General features: G+C 34.9%; 19 protein-coding genes and 6 pseudogenes. 16 read left to right on the top strand and 9 right to left on the bottom strand.

Annotation, left to right across the window (positions count from 1 at the left end; genetic code table 11):
- The 3 genes from BWZ41_RS07315 to BWZ41_RS07325 form a co-directional block, all read right to left on the bottom strand.
- On the bottom strand, positions 1-471 hold the full coding sequence (locus BWZ41_RS07315; RefSeq protein WP_077188538.1) for a hypothetical protein: 471 nt from the start codon (positions 469-471) through the stop codon (positions 1-3).
- 35 nt (positions 472-506) lie between these two features.
- On the bottom strand, positions 507-1,721 hold the full coding sequence (locus tag BWZ41_RS07320; RefSeq protein WP_143689029.1) for a DNA modification methylase: 1,215 nt from the start codon (positions 1,719-1,721) through the stop codon (positions 507-509).
- A 102-nt stretch (positions 1,722-1,823) separates the two neighbouring features.
- Complete coding sequence (locus tag BWZ41_RS07325) at positions 1,824-2,279, bottom strand: crossover junction endodeoxyribonuclease RuvC (RefSeq protein ID WP_143689030.1); 456 nt, start codon at positions 2,277-2,279, stop codon at positions 1,824-1,826.
- A 417-nt stretch (positions 2,280-2,696) separates the two neighbouring features.
- On the opposite strand from BWZ41_RS07325, the gene BWZ41_RS07330 reads away from it, so the two are divergent.
- From BWZ41_RS07330 to BWZ41_RS08605, 4 genes and pseudogenes are all read left to right on the top strand, one after another.
- The gene (locus tag BWZ41_RS07330) at positions 2,697-2,894 is read left to right on the top strand and encodes a hypothetical protein (RefSeq protein WP_143689574.1); all 198 of its coding nucleotides are present in this window, start codon (positions 2,697-2,699) and stop codon (positions 2,892-2,894) included.
- An 81-nt stretch (positions 2,895-2,975) separates the two neighbouring features.
- Positions 2,976-3,263: pseudogene (locus BWZ41_RS08215) on the top strand (DNA polymerase III subunit epsilon); the annotation flags it as partial.
- Between the two features lie 288 nt (positions 3,264-3,551).
- Positions 3,552-4,104, top strand: a pseudogene (gene dnaQ, locus BWZ41_RS08220) (DNA polymerase III subunit epsilon); the annotation flags it as partial.
- 69 nt (positions 4,105-4,173) lie between these two features.
- A pseudogene (locus BWZ41_RS08605) lies at positions 4,174-4,254 on the top strand (IS5/IS1182 family transposase); the annotation flags it as partial.
- Between the two features lie 1,121 nt (positions 4,255-5,375).
- On the opposite strand, the pseudogene BWZ41_RS07340 reads toward BWZ41_RS08605, so the two are convergent.
- The 6 genes and pseudogenes from BWZ41_RS07340 to BWZ41_RS07365 form a co-directional block, all read right to left on the bottom strand.
- Positions 5,376-7,497 (bottom strand): annotated as a pseudogene (locus BWZ41_RS07340) (AAA family ATPase).
- A 35-nt stretch (positions 7,498-7,532) separates the two neighbouring features.
- Complete coding sequence (locus BWZ41_RS07345; RefSeq protein ID WP_241653969.1) at positions 7,533-8,729, bottom strand: AAA family ATPase; 1,197 nt, start codon at positions 8,727-8,729, stop codon at positions 7,533-7,535.
- Positions 8,714-9,205 carry a hypothetical protein gene (locus BWZ41_RS07350; protein WP_143689927.1) on the bottom strand — a complete coding sequence of 164 codons (492 nt, stop codon included), beginning with the start codon at positions 9,203-9,205 and terminating at the stop codon, positions 8,714-8,716. The genes BWZ41_RS07345 and BWZ41_RS07350 overlap by 16 nt, the downstream gene beginning before the upstream one ends.
- A gap of 32 nt (positions 9,206-9,237) precedes the next feature.
- Complete coding sequence (locus BWZ41_RS07355; protein WP_143689928.1) at positions 9,238-10,041, bottom strand: AAA family ATPase; 804 nt, start codon at positions 10,039-10,041, stop codon at positions 9,238-9,240.
- Positions 10,042-10,064: 23 nt separating this feature from the next.
- Positions 10,065-10,874 carry an ATP-binding protein gene (locus BWZ41_RS07360; RefSeq protein WP_143688970.1) on the bottom strand — a complete coding sequence of 270 codons (810 nt, stop codon included), beginning with the start codon at positions 10,872-10,874 and terminating at the stop codon, positions 10,065-10,067.
- An 84-nt stretch (positions 10,875-10,958) separates the two neighbouring features.
- The gene (locus BWZ41_RS07365) at positions 10,959-11,450 is read right to left on the bottom strand and encodes a sigma-70 RNA polymerase sigma factor region 4 domain-containing protein (protein WP_143688971.1); all 492 of its coding nucleotides are present in this window, start codon (positions 11,448-11,450) and stop codon (positions 10,959-10,961) included.
- A gap of 381 nt (positions 11,451-11,831) precedes the next feature.
- Between BWZ41_RS07365 and BWZ41_RS07370 the strand changes: the two genes are divergently transcribed.
- The 12 genes and pseudogenes from BWZ41_RS07370 (at position 11,832) to BWZ41_RS07425 (ending at position 23,598) form a co-directional block, all read left to right on the top strand.
- Complete coding sequence (locus tag BWZ41_RS07370; RefSeq protein ID WP_143689929.1) at positions 11,832-12,515, top strand: hypothetical protein; 684 nt, start codon at positions 11,832-11,834, stop codon at positions 12,513-12,515.
- A 16-nt stretch (positions 12,516-12,531) separates the two neighbouring features.
- Positions 12,532-14,466: pseudogene (locus tag BWZ41_RS07375) on the top strand (DUF4815 domain-containing protein).
- 20 nt (positions 14,467-14,486) lie between these two features.
- Positions 14,487-15,680, top strand: a complete 1,194-nt coding sequence (locus BWZ41_RS07380) for a hypothetical protein (RefSeq protein WP_143689930.1) — start codon at positions 14,487-14,489, stop codon at positions 15,678-15,680.
- Positions 15,680-15,874, top strand: coding sequence for a hypothetical protein (locus BWZ41_RS07385; RefSeq protein WP_143688746.1), 195 nt, complete (start codon positions 15,680-15,682; stop codon positions 15,872-15,874). The genes BWZ41_RS07380 and BWZ41_RS07385 overlap by 1 nt, the downstream gene beginning before the upstream one ends.
- Positions 15,871-17,351: pseudogene (locus tag BWZ41_RS08610) on the top strand (hypothetical protein). Before BWZ41_RS07385 ends, BWZ41_RS08610 begins: the two are co-directional and overlap by 4 nt.
- A gap of 317 nt (positions 17,352-17,668) precedes the next feature.
- A complete protein-coding gene (locus BWZ41_RS07395) occupies positions 17,669-18,814 on the top strand; it encodes a phage tail sheath subtilisin-like domain-containing protein (RefSeq protein ID WP_143689931.1) in 1,146 nt (381 codons plus the stop codon).
- 15 nt (positions 18,815-18,829) lie between these two features.
- The gene (locus tag BWZ41_RS07400) at positions 18,830-19,336 is read left to right on the top strand and encodes a phage major tail tube protein (protein WP_143689932.1); all 507 of its coding nucleotides are present in this window, start codon (positions 18,830-18,832) and stop codon (positions 19,334-19,336) included.
- A gap of 82 nt (positions 19,337-19,418) precedes the next feature.
- Entirely contained in the window at positions 19,419-19,676 is a 258-nt protein-coding gene (locus BWZ41_RS07405) for a phage tail assembly protein (protein ID WP_143689933.1), read from the top strand.
- 109 nt (positions 19,677-19,785) lie between these two features.
- Positions 19,786-22,092: a phage tail tape measure protein gene (locus tag BWZ41_RS07410; RefSeq protein WP_143689934.1), complete on the top strand. Its 2,307-nt coding sequence runs from the start codon at positions 19,786-19,788 to the stop codon at positions 22,090-22,092.
- Position 22,093: 1 nt separating this feature from the next.
- Positions 22,094-22,441 (top strand): phage tail protein, encoded by a 348-nt coding sequence (locus BWZ41_RS07415; protein ID WP_143689935.1) that lies wholly within the window; start codon positions 22,094-22,096, stop codon positions 22,439-22,441.
- Positions 22,438-22,647 carry a tail protein X gene (locus BWZ41_RS07420; protein WP_096676762.1) on the top strand — a complete coding sequence of 70 codons (210 nt, stop codon included), beginning with the start codon at positions 22,438-22,440 and terminating at the stop codon, positions 22,645-22,647. Before BWZ41_RS07415 ends, BWZ41_RS07420 begins: the two co-directional genes overlap by 4 nt.
- Positions 22,648-23,598, top strand: coding sequence for a contractile injection system protein, VgrG/Pvc8 family (locus BWZ41_RS07425; RefSeq protein WP_143689936.1), 951 nt, complete (start codon positions 22,648-22,650; stop codon positions 23,596-23,598).
- The last annotated feature ends 7 nt before the right edge of the window (positions 23,599-23,605 follow it).

Genomic DNA, 23,605 nt, shown 5'->3' on the forward strand with positions numbered 1-23,605 from the left:
TTAAAATTTAGCGTTAGATAATTCTTGTAATGAGTTCGTGATCTCTTCAGTTAGCGCCATATGAATCTTTTCAGTGTCACTCAGTGATGCAAGTAGTGCTGAAACTCTATTTGGAATATTAAGTAAATTATTACGGACAACTCTTGCTACATTAAATGCTTCGCGCTTTACTTCCTCTACTGCTACAAGTTCACCAATCTCAGCTTTTGCCTTTGCCTCAAGCAGTTTACCACGTTCCATTTCATTTTTTATTCTAGTTTTTAGCAACATTGTGGAGAGGTTACTTGTACTTTCTGGATTTTTCCTCCTCAATGGCTGACTCGGATCTCTTATTGCTGCCACCGCTTCATTTGCTTGTTCTCGGTCGATCAAACCATCCTCCAACTCAACTATTCCTTTCTTTACTAAATAACAGACATATTGCTTTGATACTCCTATCTCTCTTGCCCATTCTGTTTGTGTGATTTTCACTTTTTTTCTCCTCTCTCTCTTTATTTACCTTTTTTCTACGAATTTTCTTCTTGAATCTTTGAAAAAGTTTTACCAGTACCAGAAAGAATTGCCTCCCTACCTGTGTACACTTGCCAACGTTTTATCGTTACATCTACAAATTTTGAATCTAGCTCTATTGTCCTACAAATTCTTCCTGTTCTCTCACATGCAATCAGTGTGCTGCCAGAGCCACTAAATGGATCAAGTACTATGTCTCCTGATCTGCTGCTGTTTACTATTGCTCTCTCCATTAGCTCTACTGGCTTCATCGTTGGATGTAATGTATTGTGTGTTGGCTTATCATAAAACCACAGATCACTTTGATTTCTTCCTCCATGCCACTCACGTTTATTGCCGCTTTTCCATCCATAGAGCATTGCTTCGTATTGTCTTTGATAATCAGACCTGCCTAGCGTAAAGTGATTCTTTGCCCAAATGATAAATGTCGACCATTTTCCTCCTGCTTCCTCAAATACTTTTTGTAACGTTGAAAACTCTGATGATGATATGCAGATGTAAATTGCTCCCTTCGTATATGCTAAAATATTGGAACAGATGTCGTAAAGAAAAAGCTCATACTTTTCACCTTGATTATCATTTAATATTTTTTTATCTTCTCTTTCTTGACTGCTACCATAATCAACGTTATATGGAGGATCACAAACAGTAATGTCTGCCATTTTATCATCTAACAGCGCTTTATATGATTCAACTACAGAGCTATCACCACAATAGATTCTATGATCACCTAAAATCCAAAGATCACCTGGTTTTGTTACTTTTTTGTTATCAACAGCTAAATCAGAAAGATCTTCTTTTTCACCATCAAAATCATCGAGAAACCTTTGAACTTTTTCCAATTCAAATCCTGTCATTTTAAGGTCAAATTGCAAATCTTCTAACTCTTGAATTTCTACTTTCAAAAGCTCATCATCCCACTTTGCCCAATTAGCTGATTGATTTGCCAGTAATCGAAAAGCTTTGGTTTGTGGTTCATTTAAATTATCACTTAAGACCACTGGAATACTCTCCATACCAAGTTTTATTGCTGCTTTAAGTCTTAAATGACCATCAACCACAGTACCATCACTTTTTGCAACTATTGGTATACGAAAGGCGAATTCCCTGATTGAAGCACACATTCTGTTGACTACATCATCATTTTTACGAGGATTACGCTTATATTCGACGAGGTTTTCAACAGGATAGTAGTGGATTGCTAAATTCATATCTTAATAATTAAAAAGTTAATATTCAAAATATGTCTAACACTAGAAAAGGCCTGGGGTCTAACCCACCAAACCCGCCAGTATGGCCGAAAGGACCCACTTTTACGGTATTTTTAATGTGTTAAAATCTTTACTAACGTAGAACATCAAAGCCAAAGCATCCCCCTCATTATCATCTCTAGGTGAAACCCCTTTTTTCTTTACAGCTTCAATAACTTCACTCTTACTTGCATTACCTTTGCCTGTTATAAAGCGTTTGATAGTTTTAACATTAACACCTTGGTAGGGCACATGATGTTCTTCACACCAAGCAGAGAGAACTGCAAGAAAACCACCGTAGCAATGCGCTGCATCAGTTCCTAAATGTCTTCTTACTTCCTCAAAATACACTGCAGAAATGTCTTTCAAAGAATTGAGCCAATTACGAAAATTCAAGAAGCACATACCACCTCCACTGAAACGACTACCATGAAAACTTTTGCTTCCACTTTCAATTACTCCATCTGTTAGAATTGCCCAGCCTGTTTGTTTGCCGAGGTCCAGTGTTAGGATTGACATTACTAGAAATTAGAGGTAAGTTGTAGTGTGTACATAATATATATACACGGTAACTTCAAAATTCGTCCAAAAAACTTCTACTTTTTTATTGAAAATATACTACAATAAGTTTATTAAACATAATAAGTTAGTAAATGTCGCTCGTTCCATCCACTGAGCTATCTCAGCCTAAGGTACTGCATTTGCATATTATAAATAACTCAATCTACATAAATAACATCCAAATTATCAGTAGGCATTCAGTAGCACGTCTTGATATTATGCATGTGTTATTAGCTCAGTTTTGGCAGGATTTCAAAAGCGGATTGCCAGCAGAAAAATATAAGTTCCTTAATATCAATCAACTAGGAGAGAGTTTGGGTTTTAATTCAGAAATTCACAATTTAGAGTATAAGATTAGAAAGGCCACTAAATAGAATGATTAAAGCAATAAAAGAAATTTTATCCAAAGAGCTTAGTACAGATTGTAACGACGTTATTGAAAACATTGGCTGGCCAGGATATTCTTGCAAGGAACATGGTTATCGTCTCAATCCTTTTATACTTTCTTTGAGTGCTGCTAACGCTAATTATCGATTGAAAGTAAAAAAGAGCACAAATGTCAATAATCTATAAATTCAAACATCTGTAGTAAAAAAGCCAGTCTAGAATTGACATTTACTAAAATATCAGCTACAATATTCACATAGTATGTTAATGGGGGGTAAGGTGAGCTTTAGCGAATATGTACATGATAAAGTTTTAACAATATCAGATATAAGTGCTAAAATTGATGTAAGAGAGCTAGCAAACTTTCTACAGAATAAAAAAAGCATTAACGAGGTTAGTTTAATAAATGTAGAGATTGATAGTAAAGATATAAAAGAGTTAGCTAAACTTACACATCTTACTTTGCTTACTCTAAGGAATAATAAACTTGGTTTTGAAGGTGCAGGATATATAGGTTTAGGCAATTTAACAAATCTCACTTCGCTTGAAATAAGTAATAATAATATTGGCGACAGAGGTTTTGCATTTTTGATTGGCAGCAAACGTCTCCCAAATCTTACTTTATTAAATGTAGAAAACAATAACATTGTTGGAGTATGGCGCCATCACTATGGAGGAGATATAGCACTCAAAAATCTTACTTCACTTTATGTAGAGGGCAATGGTAAAAAATTTTTAGATGATGAAGTAGTTATCCTTAGAAACGTGACAAGACAAAACACCAAAGTACCTATATGCTCTGGAGTAGAGGGCGAAGTAAAATCTGAAGGTGCTATACAAAAATTGTTAGCCAGAAGAAAAAAAGCGGTAAAAACTACTCTAACTGTAGCACTTTCTAAGCAACGTGAAATAGTGCTTGATACTGAAACTACTGGTCTTAGTGTTAAGTTCGGTCACCGTATTATTGAAATAGGGTGTGTGGAACCGTATTCCAACAGGCAAAGTATCCCACTGGTACATCAATCCAGAACGGCATATAGACAAAGGGGCATTTAAGGTTCACGGCATCAGTGAAGAATTCTTAAAAGATAAACCATTATTTTCAGAGATTGCACCTGAATTCCTTAAATTCATATCTAATGATATTTTGGTAATTCACAATGCTAAGTTCGATGTAGAATTCCTTAATATGGAACTTGGTAAACTGAATGCCAAATTAATCTCTTCAAACAGAGTGTTAGATACATTACCACTTGCGAGAAAAAAGTTTCCAAAGTCACCTGCATCTTTAAATGAGTTATGCAAGCGTTTTGATATATCGCTGAATGATAGAACATCACACGGGGCGCTAATTGATGCTCAGTTACTTGCAAAAGTTTATGCTCAGCTTTCAGGTTACAATTATGCAGCATGAGGTTAAAACTCTAGCTTATTTATCTCTCATAATGGATTACATTCATAAGGTGAGTTACATTTTTTTACTGCACTGCTGAAAAGATGGCTTTCTGAAAGCTCTTTTGCTTGGTTGGAAAAATGTAGAAGATTGTGATAAGCAAAAACTCAATATTAGCCTGCAAATTTGCTTTTACCCTCAAAAGATTATGAACAGGTTCTTAAAAACTTTCCTTTACAATGAATAAAAATGATGTTAAACTCAACCATGGGTTTGTTTACACTAATAGAATCTTTTACGATGCCTTGTATTCGGGTTTTTAAGGGGTTTACAAGCGTTAATTAAAAAAAGATGGCCCTTTCTCTATCTAAATTATAGGTAGTGTTGTAATGACCTCTTCAAGAGCTTTAAAGGGTGGGGACATTTTGTCACCGTCCTTATGGTAGAAGTAACAAGAGTTAGCTGTTGCAAAAATAACCTTTCAAAAATTTACTAGCCACTTGTTCTCTAGACTTCAAAAATTTTCTTTGCAACTACAGTTTTTTAATCAATAAAAATTTAGGGTAAAAGGCACTATTTTTTAAAGTCAGAGTATAAACGTTAAAAGGTACAGCTCTAGTTTTGCCCATCAATATGGAGACATAAAACCCAAGACTTAAATATTCGTCTCTACTTTGCGTTAACAGTTTTTTTGAAAGATTTTCTTTCTTCTACGGTGATTAAAGAATAGCTTTTATTTGAGCTTTAAGGTCTGTTATAAGCTTAGATAAAACCCATCCTAAAAATTACACCTAGCTTAAAAACGTATTTTTTAGCCTTTTTTTAAGAAACCATCTCTTCTCAGGGTGTAAATAAAGCAACTAAACATCAGCAATTTGAATACTATCGAGTTTTTTGCGAATATTTTAATTTTTCCAAAAGGTCGTAGCATCAATATCGAATCACTTTATATTTTTATTACAGGTTGCAACTCCATAGACAAAGCAAAATTATGAAAGGATCTCAAAAAATGTTAAGTTCTTCTCTTAACTGATATATACTATGTATAATAGCATAGTATATATTTATATATATATATAGATTTTTGCCATCTTGCCAACTTCCCTAAACCCTCTATATAGGAGGACTTTACCCATGCTACCTAGTTGGCAACTTTTTGCCATCTTGCCATCTTACTATTTCTTTAAGCTATTGATTTTCTCGTATTTTTATCAATTTTAAGTTGGCAAGATGGCGAATTCTTAAGTCTGCCAACTTACCGTCTTGCCAACTTACTATACTATTTTGCCATCTTGTTTTATAGAATTATGTATAACCCAAACGTCTGGATTTTCAACTGGTAAAGTTACTCCGTTATTTGGTGAAAGATAATAATCTGGCTTTATCAGTACATGTTGATTTTCAGAAATTTTTAACTCCATGTCTTTAACACATAAATAGCCGTACTTTGATTTAGTGCTTGATACTTTATATCCAAGAGCTTCCTTAAAGAACTTTATATAGCCAAGAGCTGCAAGATGGCTAATCCTTTCACGGATGCTACGTTCACTTCCAAGGCCTAGTTTTCCCTCAAAATACTTAGCAAAGTGTGCTGCAGTGTAAGTTTCACCTTTATATGCTTCATTAGCAATTAACTCTAAAATAATGTCATGTCTTCTTGAGCGTTCCAAATCAAGTTTTCGATTATAATTATCTCTTACTATTCTTCCCGAATCAAAGGTTACATCATGTTGCATAAATGACCCGTTGTGCCAATACAATGAAATTTTATCTTGTTCAGATGCAGAATAATTAGATTTCATGCGGCAAAGAACACGATCATTAGGGCAAGTACAAGCCTTTTCTGGTTTTGACAAATACCATCTAGATCGAACAGAATTATTCCACGCTGTTGAACCTCCTGTACCTGTTTTACGTACTATCCCTGAATCAGAAGGATGAGCACACAACAAAACAGCCCCTTTTATTGCTTCTGCTATACGACCACAACAGTTTTGAATAAATTGTCTTACATGGGAACGATTATTTTCATTACCTCCGAATAGATCTGCTGCTGTATCCAAAATCACTAGCTTTGGCTGAAACAATTCAATATCTTCAAGTAACTCCTGAAAGTAATGGGTCAATTGGCCTACATCTTTGTTATTAAAAACCATAAGTATATTATTTTTCCATACTCGAGATGACAAGCAAACATTGTCATGAAAATCAGAAGATTCCATATCCAATTGATAAAGTTTATGTATTGCACATTGCCTGCGCCAAAGTTCTTCCTCCTCATCTTCACAAAACACACCATATGTTCTCATCTGCTGAATATCTATACCAAACCAAGATTTACCAATACCAGCAGCAGTCATTAATTGTTGAGCAAGAAGAGATTTTCCAACACCACCGTCACCGTAAAGAGCTGTAACACTTCCCACAGGGAGCCAATCCTTAATAATCCATTTTCTCTCTGGAGCAGTGTTAGTCCAAGCTGTAGTATCAATTGTTTTTGACTTTCTAGGGCTTTTATTGTTAAGAACAAATTCTTCAACGTTCATTCCTTCTAATACACAATCAGCAGCATCCCAGCCTTTCGGTTTATTTTGTGGAATATTAAGAACAACAAGTGATGCAACTCCGATCTCTAAAAGCTTTTTTTTAGCATTTTCAGCATACTTTTTACCTGGTTCATCATTATCTGGCCAAATAATAATATTTTTACCTTTAAGTGGAGTCCAATCTGTTTTCTCAATAAGTGCATTTGCTCCAGACATTATTGTTGTTGCTGTTATTCCTTTTTCTATTAGAACTTCAGCACATTTTTCTCCTTCAACCAGAACAACTTTATCAGACTTTAAAATTCCTGGGATGTTGTATAGAGGCCTTATTTCTGGTGCAGCAAACTTAGATCGTTTTACATCAAAAGGACGATATTCTTTTCCTCCGGGAAGATCATAACGGTTGACTATGACAATAACTTGATTGTTTTCATCGTAGTAGTTCCAACTGCATGTTAAAAATTGTTCTAGATTTTTATATTTCCTAGTATGTTTTTTTTCCAAACCATTCAGCTATAGAAGCCATTACTTCAGGAAACTCTATTCTTGTACTTTTTCTATTTACTCCCGCCCAAAGGTCGATAATATCACCACCTTCTCCTGTTGCAAAATCATGCCATAAGCCAGCTTCATTGCCACTTAATTCTACTACTAGACTCTTGCCTTTATCACCTTGTACATTGCCTACATAAAACTTATCACCACGAAAAATCCCTCTTGGTAATAGATAAGAAAGGCATGATCTGATATTCAACAGAAGCTGAGCTTTTAGCTGTTCTTTCTTTTCTGATAATTTATAGCTTCCATTTTTTTTTGAATCTACAGTATTAAAATCACAATAAATAACCATCAAATCTCCAATATATTTAAAGTTTAGAAATTTGGTTAAGCTGTAGCTATCCAGCGTCCGTTAACCATGTTTATGAATTTTGTTGGTATTGGTTTGCCGTTTTTAAGTTCGTACATCAATTGCAGAGTATTCCTTTCTGGCCTAAATATCATTACTCCAGATGTATATAAACTTCTTAAAACATTAGCACCACTCAATGCTTGAAATGGATTCTTTTTTAACGTGGTTGTTGACACTTTTTTGGTGTAATGTGTAGCTATTACTCCAGCCGTAGGATTAGTTATAGAGCGTAGTTCATCAATACCATTTTGCAGAAAAGAGATCATACTTCTATAATCAAAAAGAGAGTCTATTACTATAAGATCAACTGTTTTTACATCGAGATTTTCCGACATAATTTCTTTTATTTTTTCCACATTCAAAGTTAATTGTACTTTTTTAGTAATAACTAAGTTTTCTGTTCCTGCATCAAGGGTTTTCTTGCTGATTCTTAGCTTCTGTAAGCGTTCTCTTATGTAATCATATTCCATTTCATTCTGTAGATAGAATATCTTAAGTGGCTTTGCAGGCTTCATACCAAGAAATGATACTCCAGCAGCTAAATGTACTAACATGGAAAGAAGAAAATTACTTTTTCCGATTTTTGGAGTTCCACCTATAACCAAAAGACCTCCTGGAGTTAAAATTCTTGGGCCTATTATATCTTTTGGCATTGGTGATTTATCATTCAAGTAATGCCTTGCTGAAAACGATGTAATTTTATGTTCTGTTGTGTTTTCTTTAGTATTTAACCACTTCTTAGCGGAATTTATATCACCTTTAACTAAAGTCCAAAGATCAATAATATCACCACTGATTCCTTTAGTAAAATTACGCCAATTTCCAGCTTCTTTACCCACTATTTTAACTGTAATCGTATCCTCATCACAATTACCAACATAAGTCCTCTCTCGATAAAAATGACCGTTTGGAATTAGGTAAGGTACACACTTCTTAATATTATCAATCAATAATCCTTTTATTTCCTTTCTCTGCATAAAACCCCCATACATACTTTTCATACGTTTAGAGCTGAGATTAGCTAGCTCACAAACAGTTTCAAAAGACTCTGAATCAAACCATTTAATTGCTTCTTTCTTTAGCTCTAGATTCTTTCCTGCTGCATCTTTGATAGCTCTCTCAATTACAGCAATCCAGAGCTTCTCTTCGTCGTACTTCAAAATGGCAACCAATCAACTTCAGATTGTTCTGGAGTAATAACAGTGGCAATCTTGTTTTTTTCTCCATATCTATCAGCTTCAATACCAACTTTTGCAGTAAACTCTACCCCGTTAAAATCAGCTATAGAGTTGACTTTTCTAGCAATAACTGCTTTTTCTGAAGTGTCATTTGAATGAATGTTCCGTGCTGACTCTAAAATACTTCTAAGCATAGAACGTCCAGATTCTCCCCAGATGTCTTCTACTTCAACGCTTGCTTTGCCACTTTTAATACCAATTACTTGAAAAATCTTGCGTTTTGCATATGGACCTTCAGTGACAATAAATTCAGCGTTTAAATAGATGCTGCCGGTAGCATAGCTTTTAGTGAACCAATTTTCATAACCTCCAGGCTTTATTGCCATTTTTACCTTGACTATTATACCTTTCGGTATTAAACTGCTTTGCAGTTTCGCGTTATTAAAATCAGTTAAAAAATCTGATAACATATTGTCTCCTATAATTTAAGTAAAAAAAAGAATCAACTCCATTGGTCTACAAGCTCCCAATGACCATTTATCTTATCGACAAGTTTGTTTGGCACGCGTTCACCATTGCGAAGCTCAAATACTATCTGACGTACAGTACTTTCTTCGTCATAAGCAAACATTACCATCCCAGTACTGTAGAAACCTCTTAAAGACCCAGCTCCGCTCAAACCCTGAAATGGATCTTCTTCCAGCATCTTTTTTGATAATTTTTTTGTATGATGAGTGAGTACAATACAAGCATCTGGATTGACAGCACTGCGTAGCTTTTCAAGAGTCTTTTGCAGAAAGAACAACATAGCACTATTGTCATTTTCATTTCCATACTCACTGCTAAAGATGTTACGCAATGGATCTATGGCCAAAACATCAGGTTTAAAGCGTTCATTTACAATTTCCTTGATTCCACTTATTTCATCATGATTAAATGATAAGTGCACTTTTGGCGTAATGATTAAGTTGTTAGCAGCCACATCCAAAAGTTCATTATCAAGTTGAAGTTGTTGCAAACGTTCTTTCATATATTCATATTCAATTTCAGTTTGCATGTAGAAAATTTTCAAAGGTCTACTTGGTGTCATACCAAGAAATGATCTACCAGCAGCCATATGAACAAGCCAAGAGATCAAAAAGTCACTTTTGCCGATTTTAGGTGGGCCACCCAGTACCAATAAACCTCTTTTCGTTAAAATTCTAGGACAGATGATATCTTCTGGTATTGGCGTTTGATCACTTAAATACTCCTTTACGCTGAAGAAAGGGATTTTTTGACCGATATTGAAAAAGCTTTGTTCCATAATAATTATTCTCCAATTTTTAATTAAGCAATAGGAGCCAAAGTTTTGGCTTTAATTTTCGCAAGTAATTTACCCAAATGTGGTTCTTCAACCATACTCAGACAGCCACTTCGATCTTTAGCTGGGTATCCCCAAGTATTAATAGTCTGACAGATAAATGAACGTACTTCTGTGCCATTATCTTTCTTAATTCCAACCATGCTGATCACCTCATCAACAATACCTGGAATCTCACTAGCAGTTTTAGCTCCTTCACATTGAGGTAGCCAAGTTGGACGATTGCAGTCATCTAGATATTGACCTAATGTGCCAACTATGATGATGTCTTTATCTCTGATATGTTGAAACTGATTGAGCCAAGCCATCATCTCTTGAGCAAGTAATCCATAAGCAGCTCTTTTGTCTTCTTTTCCCGATCTATCAGAAAAACACTCAGGTTGCATTCTTGACCATAATAGACATAAACGTGAAGCAACGGTTATACTATCTACAAAGATGCATTGGTATTTAGAAACTTCAGAAAGAAGATCTTTGTGCTTGCTACAGACATGCTCATAGTGTTTTTGACTATACGCTTGATCAGATTTCAGCGCAGGATTAGGACCACCAATAAGACAAGCAATGTCTCTGGCCTCATTCCAAGTGCGCATATTGATTGAATCTCCTTTCCAGTCTTGTACAGCTAGAAGTCCTGCTTCAAAATCAAGGCAAAGTGTTGTTGATTCATCAAGAGTTTTAAGTAAACTAGTTTTGCCAATTCCATAAGGACCAAAGATCACAATTTTCGTTCCTGTTTGCATCTTCAGTCGTTCATTTCTACCAATTATTTTCATTTTTCTCCTGGTTTAACTACCTAGATATATACACGGTGACCTATGTAATTCGTCCAAAACTTATAAAAAAAGTTCGAGAAGATCTCATTTTAAAGATGAAAATTTATCCCGTATCTGCTTTAAAATGTTGTAGACAGTTGTTTTTGGTATACCTGTTGTTTTTGAAGCTTCAGTAATAGTAGAAACCTTAAGCAGCTCACATATTTTTCTATGAGATTTCGGTAATTTTGAGATTATATTTTTTACGTCAATGTATACCATTATATCATCTTCAAGATATTTAGAATCTGGTATGTTATCATCAATACCAAAGTTAATCTGACGTTTAGTGCATAGTTGGTTACGCAAGAGGTTACGAGCACGACGTCTAGTTAAATTAGCAACAAAAGTATTAAAGCTACTTCTTGTTTTATCATACAGACTAAGGCAAGGCCAAACCTCACAAAAAAGTTCCAGCTCTATATCTTCAAGACTCTTATCAATAAAGCAGTTAGTATGATTAAGACAGCTAGCATAGTACTTTATATATTTAACAATTATTGGATCAATTCCTGAAAAAGAATTTTTAGATTTCATAAAAACCTCGAATAATCAAAGATTTATTACTAATTCTTCTTTCGAGACTCTGCAGAATTTAAATAAGAATAGTTTATCTATTATGAAAAATAAAATAAGACAATAATTATTTTATTAATAGATCAAATAAGACTTCTCTAAAATTAAATAAGACAGACTGCTTATATGAAAATTGAAAGTGAATTGCTGAAATTTGAAAATGTAAAAGCTAATGGGAAAGGCTGGCTGATTTTCAAAAATCTTGCTCAAATATAGGATTTATTTTCTATGATTTAGTTGATTTTCAAAAGCTGCCTTAAAATTATTTAAACTTTTTTTACATTATTTGGACGAATTGTTGAGCAACCGTGTATATATATAATACAGGAGTCAAATTTTCAAATGTCAATTCTTACACAATCAGGTAGAGCAGCAATAGCAGCCAGCATAAAAGAGCAATCTCTACATCTTGCTTGGGGAAGTGGTGATTCAAGCTCTGGAAGTAGCCATCAGGTCGAAAAAGTTTTTGTTGAGGGTGAAATAGCTCTAGATCACCATACTATTAAAGATGTAAGGGTTTTTACAGGACAAACAACTTATCAGCCAAGTATAGATTATATAGTTGATAGCAGTACTGGTGTAATAAAACGTACGAAAAATAGCTCTATCACGGCAAATAGTGCAGTTACTATAGAGTATACTGAAAGCACACCACCAGAGCTGATAACTTCTGAAAAACTGCTCAATGAGCTTGGTAGACGTACTGCAGATGAAGTACTATTCTGCATAGGTGATGAGAATGGAGAGCTTTTGACTCCAACAGGGAGGTTTAGGTCCTCAAATGTACCAACCAATAATTTGTACCTTAAATTTACTTTCGATTTCACGGACGCAGCAAATCAAGTTATACGGGAATTAGGGGTTATGGTTGGTACTAAAATAAAAGAAGGATTACCTGAAGGACAGAGATATTTTGAACCACAAGATATAGAAGATCCTGGAATTTTATTGGTCCTTGAGCATACAGTGCCGCTTATCAGAACTGCTGCCACCCGGGAAACTTTTTCATTTGTTGTAACTTTTTGAATTTTTCTAGCATAAAATGACTTTAAACGCCTATTACAATCGCTTTAATCCTGACAAAGAATATGAGAAAAGCTTGTTTCTAGCTGGAAGAGGTTTGCAATCTGCAGAATTAAACGAAACTCAGGAGTATGCTCTCTCTAAGCTTAAAGGCATAGGCGATGCAATATTTCGTGATGGTGATGTTATAACGGGAAGCAATTGTATTATAGATAGAGAAACTGGTAAAGTTACACTTGAAGGAGGAAAAATCTATCTGCGTGGTGCAGTTAGAAAAGTCGAAAAAGAAGAATTTATTATTCCACTGAGTACTATAGTTCGCATAGGTGTTTATTATCTAGAATCTACGATTACAGAACTTGAGGACGAAAATCTTCGTGATCCTGCTGTTGGTACAAGAAATTATCAGGAAGTAGGAGCTGCAAGACTTAAAGTTTCTACCATTTGGGGATAGCAAGTAGAAAGTGTTACTGTTAACTCTACAAATGGCGAATTTTACCCAATTTACCATATTAAAAATGGAGTATTAATAGAACATTCACCGCCACCACAAGCAAATATAGTAACTACCGCTCTTGCTCGTTATGACAAAGAGGCAAATGGTTCCTACGTCGTAAATGGTCTTGAAGTAATGTTCCTGCAAAAGGAAGAGGGAGAAGGAGGAAAAAAAATATTTGTGATTAATGAGGGCAAAGCTCATGTTGATGGCTATGAGATTGAGTTACCTCACAGTATTCGCATTTCTTTTGATGAAGATCCAGATATAAAATCAGTTGAATCAGAACCACATACTTTTCAGCCAAATAGCCAAAGGGTAATGGAGCTTAAAGTTAATGATTTCCCAATAAGTGAAATTAAAAAAGTAGATATCACTATTCAAAAAACTATTACCATTACTCATGGTTCATATTCAGGAGCCATTGATCCAATACCTGACTCTGCAGTACTTGAGATTATTCAAGCTAAACAAGGCAATGTAATTTATGAAAATAGTGTAGATTATAAATTAAACGCAGGAAATGTTGATTGGTCATTACCAGGCAAAGAACCAGCTCCTGGAAGTAGTTATCAAATAACCTATCGTTGCCGTACCCACGTAAGCCCTGAAGATATAAGTGAAGAGGGGTGTAAAGTAAAAGGTGCAGTTGATAACAGCTTGGTTCTGATTGATTACACTTGGAAAATGCCCCGTTTTGATTTAATTACTATCGATAGCAAAGGGGTGGTAAGGAGAATAAAAGGTATAGCTCACCCTTGGCGACCATCAATGCCTAAAGCACCTAGTGGACAACTTTTGCTCTGCTACATTCACCAAACGTGGAAAAACGGAGAAAAAGAAGGGGTAAAAATAGTGAATAATGCTATTCATGCTGTACCGATGAATGAGCTTGAAGCAATGAAAAAAGGAATAAATGATCTTTATGCGCTGGTTGCAGAGGAACGTTTACGCAGTGATGCAAATTCAAGAGAACCTACCACCAAAAAAGGAGTATTTGTTGATTCATTTTTTGACGATGATATGCGTGATCAAGGAATTTTGCAGACTGCAGCGATAGTAAATAGGGAGCTAGTTTTGCCAATAGATGTAGAAGTTGCAGATATTGAAAAAGGTGGGGAAAGATATCTTTTGCCATATGAACTTGAACCGTTACTGGAGCAGATTTTACAGACTAAAGGAGAAAAGATTAATCCATATCAAGCTTTTGATCCAGTCCCGGCACAAGTTACTCTAAATAAAAACATTGACCACTGGACCGAGGTTACCACTAATTGGAAAAGTCCAGTAACAAGAGTATTTAATGTTAAAGAAACGACAGAGCTGCTGTCAAGTACTTCATACGAAACTGAATTTATGAGAGAAGCAACTCAAAATTTTGAGATTGAAGGTTTTGCAACTGGTGAAAAGCTTAAGGAATTAAAGTTTGATGGAATTTTTATTCAACCTCAAGCATAGAAAATATTTGAAAGAAAAACATGATCGCAACATTTATTGCTGATAACAGAGGAAAAATAAAAGGAAGATTTACTGTACCAAGAAACATTCCTGCTGGGACTAAGTTAGTGCAGTTCTTCGGTGATAAAGGCAGTTATGGAGAAGCAACTTATACTGGTAAAAAAACTATTACTATAGAAGAAAGAAGAAGAGTTATCGCAGCAAGAAGAATTGACCCTTTAGCCCAAACATTTACTTTAAATGAGAGCAGACACATAGGAGGTGTAGAGCTATGGTTTGTAAATAAAGGCAAAAAACGTGTTGTTGTTCAGACTAGAGAAACAGCAGTGGGAATGCCCTCACAAACTGTTATCGCTGAAAGCTATATTGAGCCAAAAGATATAAAGGTAGATGGTACAGCAACACGTATTACTTGGTCACCAGTGTTTTGCCATGCAGGACAAGAGTATGCAATAGTGCTACTCACTGATGATGCAGATACTGCAGTAAAAATAGCAGAACTTGGCAAATATGATGCAGTAAATAGTAGGTGGGTAACAAGTCAACCATATCAAGTAGGAGTATTACTCTCATCAAGCAATGCAAGTACGTGGACACCACATCAAAATTTAGATTTAACGTTTCGATTACTAGCTGCAAAATTTAGCGAACTTTTTCACCTTTTTAATCTTGGCAAAGTCAATGCGAATAACGTATCAGATTTAATAGTTTTAACAAATGTTGAAAAAGTAGCATTTGATACCAATGTAGAATTTATTTTAACAGACGAAGAGGGAAGAGAAAACTTTCTGTCTGATAATTTGCCACTTGCATTGCGTGAAAGATTATCTGGAGAGCTAACGGTAAAAGCAAGCCTAAAAGGAGGGCGAGAAAAAAGTCCAGTGCTATATCCTGGGTTACAGCTAGTTATAGGTAATATAGGGGAAAAAGGAGATTATGTAACTAGGAGCATTACAGCAGGAGCTAACACTAAGATAACAATTACCTATGATGCACTAATACCTGGCACTGCAGATGTTAAAGCATATGTGCAAAAAAACGTGGATTGGCAGTTAGTGAATTTAACATCAGGAAAACCAATAGGGGAAAACTGGGTAGAGAGAACTCATGTGCTGACAAACTTTAATGGCAATGAGACAAGGATAAAATTAGTTTTAAGTGGAACAGTTGTTTATCGCCCTAAGGTAAAAAATCTCAGAGTGATTGTCACATAATGACTGTTGACCAAACCAAACGAGGATATCCACTGCCTCATCCAGAAAATATTGCAGTTCAAGATGTAGTACGTATTCGAAGAGCTATAGAGAAAATAGATGAGGATATAAGTAAGGGAGAAAATAAACATAATCAACTTAAAAGTAATTTTGAACGATTTAGCTTTGAAACTTTTTTGAATTTTTGGGAATGAAAGAAGCAATATACCAAAGGATAAAGGATTTAGCAGCAACCAGCACACCTGATCAACTTGCATATCTTGCAAAATCTCTGGAATTGATAGCAGATAAAAAAGCTATTGCCAACGTTGTACAGATGACTGAAGTAAAAGGGATAATTGATACACTACAAAAAAGACTTAAGGATTTAGCGGTAAATAGTACTCCAGATCAGCTTGCATATCTTGCTAAAGCATTGGAATCAATAGTCGACAAAAGTGCGGTTTCTGAAATTGTGCAAATGACAGATCGTAAGCTAAAAGAACTGCTTGATAGTGCAAAAAAACACCTAAATGATATAAACAGCAATAAAACAAACTCAATATCAGCAATAACTGCAGTAAAACAGAGTCTGTTAATGAAATCAACAAGCTTAGGGATAATTCCTTAAATACTTTAAAAGCATCATCAGATTCGCATATATCACTACTTGATACAAGAAAGAATGCCAATATTGCAGCAATAAACAGTGTTGGCAATGATCATAAAGATGGTCTTAAAGGTTTAGTAAATAACTTCCGTACTGTTAATGATGTGCCAAGTGGTTCATCAATTATGAAGGAAATAAGGAGCAGAGAACCAACCAAGCTTAACTCCATAAACGATGTACCAAGTGGCTCATCAATCATGAAAGAAGTAAGAAATCGTCATATGATTGAACCTGGAGCATTACCTTTCTTATTTGGTGTACTAAGTAGAAAAAATAATTACTTTGGCCACGGAACTTTTACAACTGAGCTTGGTCAGTGGAGTAGTGATGTAACAAAAACAGACTATATGCTACAACTACTAGCAGGTACTCACACATATGATACAAGCTATGTTAGTTTTTATCTGCCAAGACAACTCAGTTTTTTAGAGGGAAGCAAAGGTACATTTATCTATGGAGAATCATACCCAAGATTTATGTATGATGGATTTTCTGAGCAATTCAATATGCTGAAATACCCTTATGCTGCACTGGGAGTAATATTCGTAAAAAACACAAGCAATGTAGATATAAGTAAAACTATAAACTTTGTTGGATCTGCAATGTGGTATAAAGATGAAGTTAATTATGGGGGAGCAGGATTATTTATAGGTACACCTGATAGAACTAATACAAGGAAGTCAGAGATTTCGAGAATTACTTGGACACGTATTTATCAGCATGAAATTAGCAGTTCTGAATTTATTGGATTAGGTAACATAATCATTCCAGCAGGAAAAACCGTTACAGTGTTACTTTATACGTCATCCAATCTTCACTCAGAAGGTGAAAGAGTTGGTGAGACACCTGAGTTCTTTGCAAGTGAGCATGCGTATAGCACAATCTATGGTCAATTTATACAGTGGGGAATATACAATTTTCGCAGCAATTTTTTAACTACAGGGCTTGAGGTGGACGTAGAGAGGACGCTAAGAGCTTGGCAATGTCCAGGGTTAGATGCAACATATAAACTTTGGCATTAAAAAAATATATAAGTTGAAACCAAAATACTTGTATCTTTCACTACGTAAGATATTAGAGCTTAAAAACAAGCCATAGGCACCAAAGAATTTTTATTGGTAAAAAAAGTTACTATTTAACAAAAGAGTATTAAACGAAGTGAAAAGAATATTCAAGAAGACTTATTACAAAATGCGTAGTTTTCTATATTTTCTAGTTTTTGTCTTTATTTTAATAAATATACTAAATCTTAAAAAGTAGTAATCAAAAGAAAATCAAAGAGTTTTCTTAACAATTTTAAAAAGCAAGTGAAGAATTCTTTAGAAAGTTTATAATAGCTATGACAGAACAATTTTTACATGGGGTAAATGTTATTGAGGTTACCTCAGGGACAAGATCAGTGCGTACAGCTAAATCATCAGTGATAGGTGTAATTGGTACTGCTCCTGAAGCCGATGAGCAAAAATTTCCGCTAAATAAACCAGTGTTAATTGCAGGAAGCTTAAAAGAAGCGGTAAAACTTGGCAAAAAGGGGACTCTTTTTTCAGCAGTAAATGGAGTATTTTCCCAAATTGGTGCAACAGTAGTAGTTATTCGAGTTAAAGAAAGTGAAACTATCCAAAATATAATTGGCGGTGTTGATAAAGAGACTGGAGAGTATCAAGGGATAGAGGCATTCCTCAGTAGTGAAAGCATAGTTCATATTGCTCCAAGAATATTAATTGCACCTCAATTTACTCACCAACTACCAGAAGATGGCAAAAATTCAGTGGTTTCAGCATTAATTCCTATAGCAGAAAAATTAAGAGCAATTATTGTTGCAGATGGACCAAATACTAATGATGAAGAAGCAATCAAGTGGAGAAAAAGTGTAGGTAGCCCAAGAGTTTATATTATTGATCCTTGGGTTAAGGTACTTATTGAAGAAGAAATTTTGCCAGCAAGCCCGTTTGTAGCTGGTTTAATAGCGAAAGTAGATAGCGAACAAGGATTCTGGCACTCACCTTCAAATAAAGAAATAAACGGTATTGTTGGAACAAGCAGGCCTATTGATTTTACGCTCGGTAATACAAATTGTAGAGCAAACCACTTAAATGAAAATGAAGTAACAACGATAATTCATCAAAATGGCTATAGGCTTTGGGGAAATAGAACATGTTCAAATGATTCGAAATGGGCTTTTCTGTCAGTGAGGCGTACTGCAGATTTAATCAATGATAGTTTACTTCGAGCTCATCTATGGGCAGTTGATCGCAATATTACCAAAACTTATATAGATGATGTAATTGAGGGGGTGAATTCTTATCTTGCGCATCTGAAAGCACAGGGGGCAATTATCAGCGGAAAATGTTATGCAACACCAGAACTCAATACGCCGGCAAACATTGCAAGTGGAAAAGTGTTTTTTGATTTTGAGTTTACACCGCCATATCCAGCAGAACAGATTACTTTCAGGTCACATCTTGTGAGTGGTACAATATTATAAAAATGGGAGAAAGAGATGTTACCGAAGATTTTAAAGAATTTTAATGTATTCGTAGATGGTCGTGGTTATGCAGGAAAAATAGATGAGATAACCTTGCCGAAGCTCACCATTAAAACTGAGGAATATAGAGCTGGTGGTATGGATATTCCAGTAAATATAGATATGGGGATGGAGAAACTTGAAGCAGATTTCACTTTTTCTGAATACGATACAGAGCTCTTTCGGCTATTTGGGTTGATAAATGGAAATTCGGTATCTTTGACACTAAGAGGAGGATTACAAGGCAGCGGAAACAATGATATTGAAGGAGTAATTATCAACCTTAGGGGCATATTCAAGGAATTTGATTTTGGTAGCTGGAAACCTGCTGAAAAAGCCACTCTCAAATGCACGGTAGCTGCTCATTACTATAAACTTACTATAGGTGGTAATGAGTTAATAGAAATCGATGCTGAAAATATGATTAGAAAGATAAATGGTGTTGATCAGATGGCACTACTTCAAACGGTGCTTGGAATATGAAGATTTTTAGAATTCTATTTTTTAGATGTTGATCAAATAGTTACAACATTTTACAAGATTTTATTTTTTATAGGAGAATTTTATGCAAACTATAACACTAAACAACCCAATAACAGTTGATGGTATTTCTATCTCAGAGCTTACCATTAGACGTCCAAAAGTTAGAGATTATCTAGCTATTGAGAGACTTAATGGTAGTGATCTAAGTAAGGAAGTAACTTTGACTGCCAATTTGACATCAGTTGCAAAAGAAGCGATTGAAGAGTTAGATATTGCTGATTATGTGAAAGTGCAAGAGGTATTAAAGGATTTTTTTTCACCAATTATCCAAAAAACTTGAGATTAGAAATACTAGTGCTTGGCTCTATCATAGGTGGTGGAGTTGAGCACATTCTTGATATGGAGATTAGTGAGTTTATTTTATGGAGCAAATTAGCTAGGGAGTTCAAATGTCAGTATTATCGATAAAAATAGGTGCGGTACTTGATGGCAGTTTTAATACTGTAATAAAGGGAAGCAGTAGTCAACTTACTCGTCTTGGTGAGAATATAAGAAAGCTTGACTCATCTTTAAAATCAGTATCAAAGTTTAAGCAGTTAGGTCATGATGTTTTGACTAGCAAGAGGTCATGGAAAGGCTTTGAAGATCAGGTAAAATCTTTAGCTAAACAAATGAAAGCGATAGAGAAACCAAGCAAAACTTTAAAAGCAGAATTTGACAAGGCTAAAACCTCCGCAATAAAAGCAAAAGAAGCATATTTGAAAAAGAGAGATGCTTTGCATTCATTTAATGAAGAAGTAAGGAAAAGTGGCAGAAATATTAAGTCATTAGTAAGTGACCAATATAAACTTGGTTCATCTGTTGAAGCGCTAAAAGGTAAGTATGGTAAACTTGGGTCTGCAATACGTAGTCACCAAAGTTTTTTAGCAACCAAAGCACATTTTAAGTCACAAATTATAGAGACTATTGGGCTAGGGCTAACGCTTGCAGCGCCAATTAAAGTTGCTGTTGATTTTGAATCGGCTATGGCTGATGTTGCAAAAGTAGTTGAGTTTAACAAAGAAACAAAGGAAGCTGATAAATTTGTTAAGAAGTTAAAAAAGATGTCACGTACTGTACCCTTATTTGCTGCAGAATTAGCACAAATAGCTGCAAGCGGTGGTCAACTTGGTATCAAAAAAGAAGATCTTTTCAAATTTACAGAAACGGTGGCAAAAATGTCTACAGCATTTGATATGTCTGCAGAGCAAGCAGGTGATTCCATAGCTAAACTCTCTAACGTTTATGGAATTGATGTTAGTGAAATGGAGCATGTTGGTAATGTAATCAACCACTTATCAGATAACACTGCTGCTAAAGCAAAAGATATGGTTGAAGCTCTAGCAATAGTTGGTGGTACTGCAAAGCAGTTTGGATTAAAGTTTGAACAAACCAGCAGCTTAGTAAATGCTTTTATTAGTTTAGGTAAACAACCAGCAAAAGCTGCAACTGCTATAAATGCACTGCTTAGCAAACTTCAAACTGCTGAAGGTCAAGGAAAAGAATTCAAAGCAGCACTAGAAGAAATGGGCATAACCGCGGAAGAAATGGTACAAAGGATCAGTGAAAGCGGAGAAGAAACACTACTTCACTTTTTTCAAACTCTAAAGAAAATGGATAATCAGGAACGTTCTACAATCCTTATGAAACTTTTCGGTCAGGAATATCAAGATGATATTGCATTATTAGCTGGAAGTTTTAATAAGTATGAGGATGCAATAAAGTTATTGGCTAATACAGAAAAGTACGGAAGCTCTCTGCAAAAAGAATTCAAAAATCGTGCAGACACTACAGCCAATAAATTAAAACTCCTTCGAAATGCAATAGCTGAAGTTGGTATGAACCTGGGCTCGGTGATGCTGCCTACTTTAAAATTTATAGCTGAATTTTTACAAGAAAAAACTAGATATATAGCAGAGCTTGCAGAAAAATATCCAACCTTAACTACAGCAATCATGGGAACTATAGCAGCTTTAATAAGTTTAAAAATTGTAGCAGTAGGACTAGGATACGGATTTACATTGCTAGGAAGTACGATTTTTGGTCTGAAAGCAAACCTACTTGGAGTATTTTCATTTTTATCAGCTACAGTTTTTCCTGCAGTAGTAACAGGACTAAGAGCAATAACGCTTGCTGTAATGAGTAATCCTATAGGGCTTTTAATTGCTGGACTTGTTACTGGTGCAGCTCTTGTTGTGACTAACTGGCAAAAGGTGAAAGACTTTTTTTCTAGCTTTTTGGAATACATAAAATCACTCATTAAACCTATAGGAGAAGCCTTTTCATGGATAGAAAATACAGTTAGTAGCATATTTGCTAAAAATAGTCCACTGAAAGAATTTGAAAAAAGAAAAAGTATTGTTACTGAAATAAAAGCAGTACATAGTCCCCTAAAGAGTAATATTCTCAACAGTGGAAATCCTTTGCTAGGTAACAGTATAATTAAAGAATTTTCCAATAGAAATCAGAATAGCTTCAGAATCAAAAGCCTTATTGAGGAGAAAAAGTTTACAGAGAGTGATAATGATAAGATATTTGCAAAGAGTAAATTTGAAAATAAAGAACAAAATAAAACTCAGAACATCACTAATAATTATACTATCAGCATTAAAGCAGAGCCAAATCAAGATGTTCGTAGTCTTGCAGATGAAGTAATAAAAAGGATAAGAGAAAAGTCACGTGATGTTTTATTTGATACCATAGACTCCGTTTATTAAAATGTTGTCTCTTGGCCCTTATAAATTTGCTCCAACAAGTTTAAAGTATAATAGAGAAAATCGTTGGAGTACAATTGAGTGTATTGAAAATATACCACTATTACAAAATATCGGTCAAGGTATAGAAAATATAGATTTAGAAGGAACGATTTATCCACATAATCTCAACGGGCTAAATCAATTAAAGAATATGAAAGAAGCTGAAAACCCACATGTTTTAGTAGATAGTTTAGGTAATATTTTAGGACAATTCGTAATTACCAAGTTAGAAGAAAAGCAGATGTATTTTTTACCTAATGGACTACCAAGAAAAGTTGAATTTAGTTTGAGTTTGAAGAGCTATAGATGACTATATATTATTTAGCCAAAGAAGGAGAAATGCTAGATCTGATTTGCTGGAAACATTACGGATTTACGGATGGAGTAGTGGAATTAGTACTAGCAGAGAACTTAGGTTTGGCAGAATACGGAAGCTTTTTACCGGCAGGATTAAAGATAAAGCTCCCTACTATTCAAAAAACAATACAAAAGTCAAAATTGAAGATCTGGGAATAAATGCAGCCAGATTTTATAATAGATAAATGTGAATCAATTAAAGATAGAGTTATATCATTACGCCTTACCGATGAATCTGGGACAATAGACGATGTAGTTGAAGTGTGTGTTGATTACAGAGATGAAAACTTAAATATCCCAGATGAATTGAATATTTCTTTAGGGTATAGGGAAATCGGAGTGACGCCCATGGGTATATATACAGTTAATGAAATTACGGTACAGAGTCCACCTAAAACCTTACTAATAAAGGCTCATGCAACAAATTTAAGACTATCATTAAAGGAGAAAGTATCTAAAGAATGGCATCAAATTACTCTAGGTAACTTGGTTAAGGAAATAGCAGAAAAGCACGGATATGGATGCAAAGTTGCAAAAGAATTTGAAAATGTGTTGATTTCCCATATTAACCAAACAGAAGAAAGTGATATAAGTTTATTAACAAAAATAGCAATAGAACGTGAGGCAATGGCAAAGTTAGCTGGCGGATACATACTTTTTATTCCAAAAGGCAGAGCAAAGTCGGCAACTGGAAAAGCTTTAGGAACAACAGCTATTAGACCTCAAGACACGATAAATTGGAAAGTGCATTTTACTGTGAGTAGGTACAACTCAGTGGTTGCAAAATGGCATAGCTATGAAAGAGGTGAAACTATGTCAGAAACAGTTGGCTTTGGTAGCCCAAGTTATACTATACAAACGCTTTACTCTAATGTAGAATCAGCACTAAGTGCAGCAAATGCTAAGTTAAAACAATTAAAGCGAAATAATGCAGTATTGGATGTTACTATGCCTGGTAATCCAGAACTATTTGCAGAGGCAAAACTCAGTTTATTAGGGTTTCATCAAGATATAGACGGTGAATGGATAATTGACAGAGCGGAACATGTGTTAAATAGTTCAGGTTATCGCACTGTGTTGTCAGCATCAACGTTAAAGGAAAATCAGTAAAACAAAT

It is taken from the genome of Wolbachia endosymbiont of Nilaparvata lugens, assembly GCF_007115045.1.
Classification (GTDB): domain Bacteria; phylum Pseudomonadota; class Alphaproteobacteria; order Rickettsiales; family Anaplasmataceae; genus Wolbachia.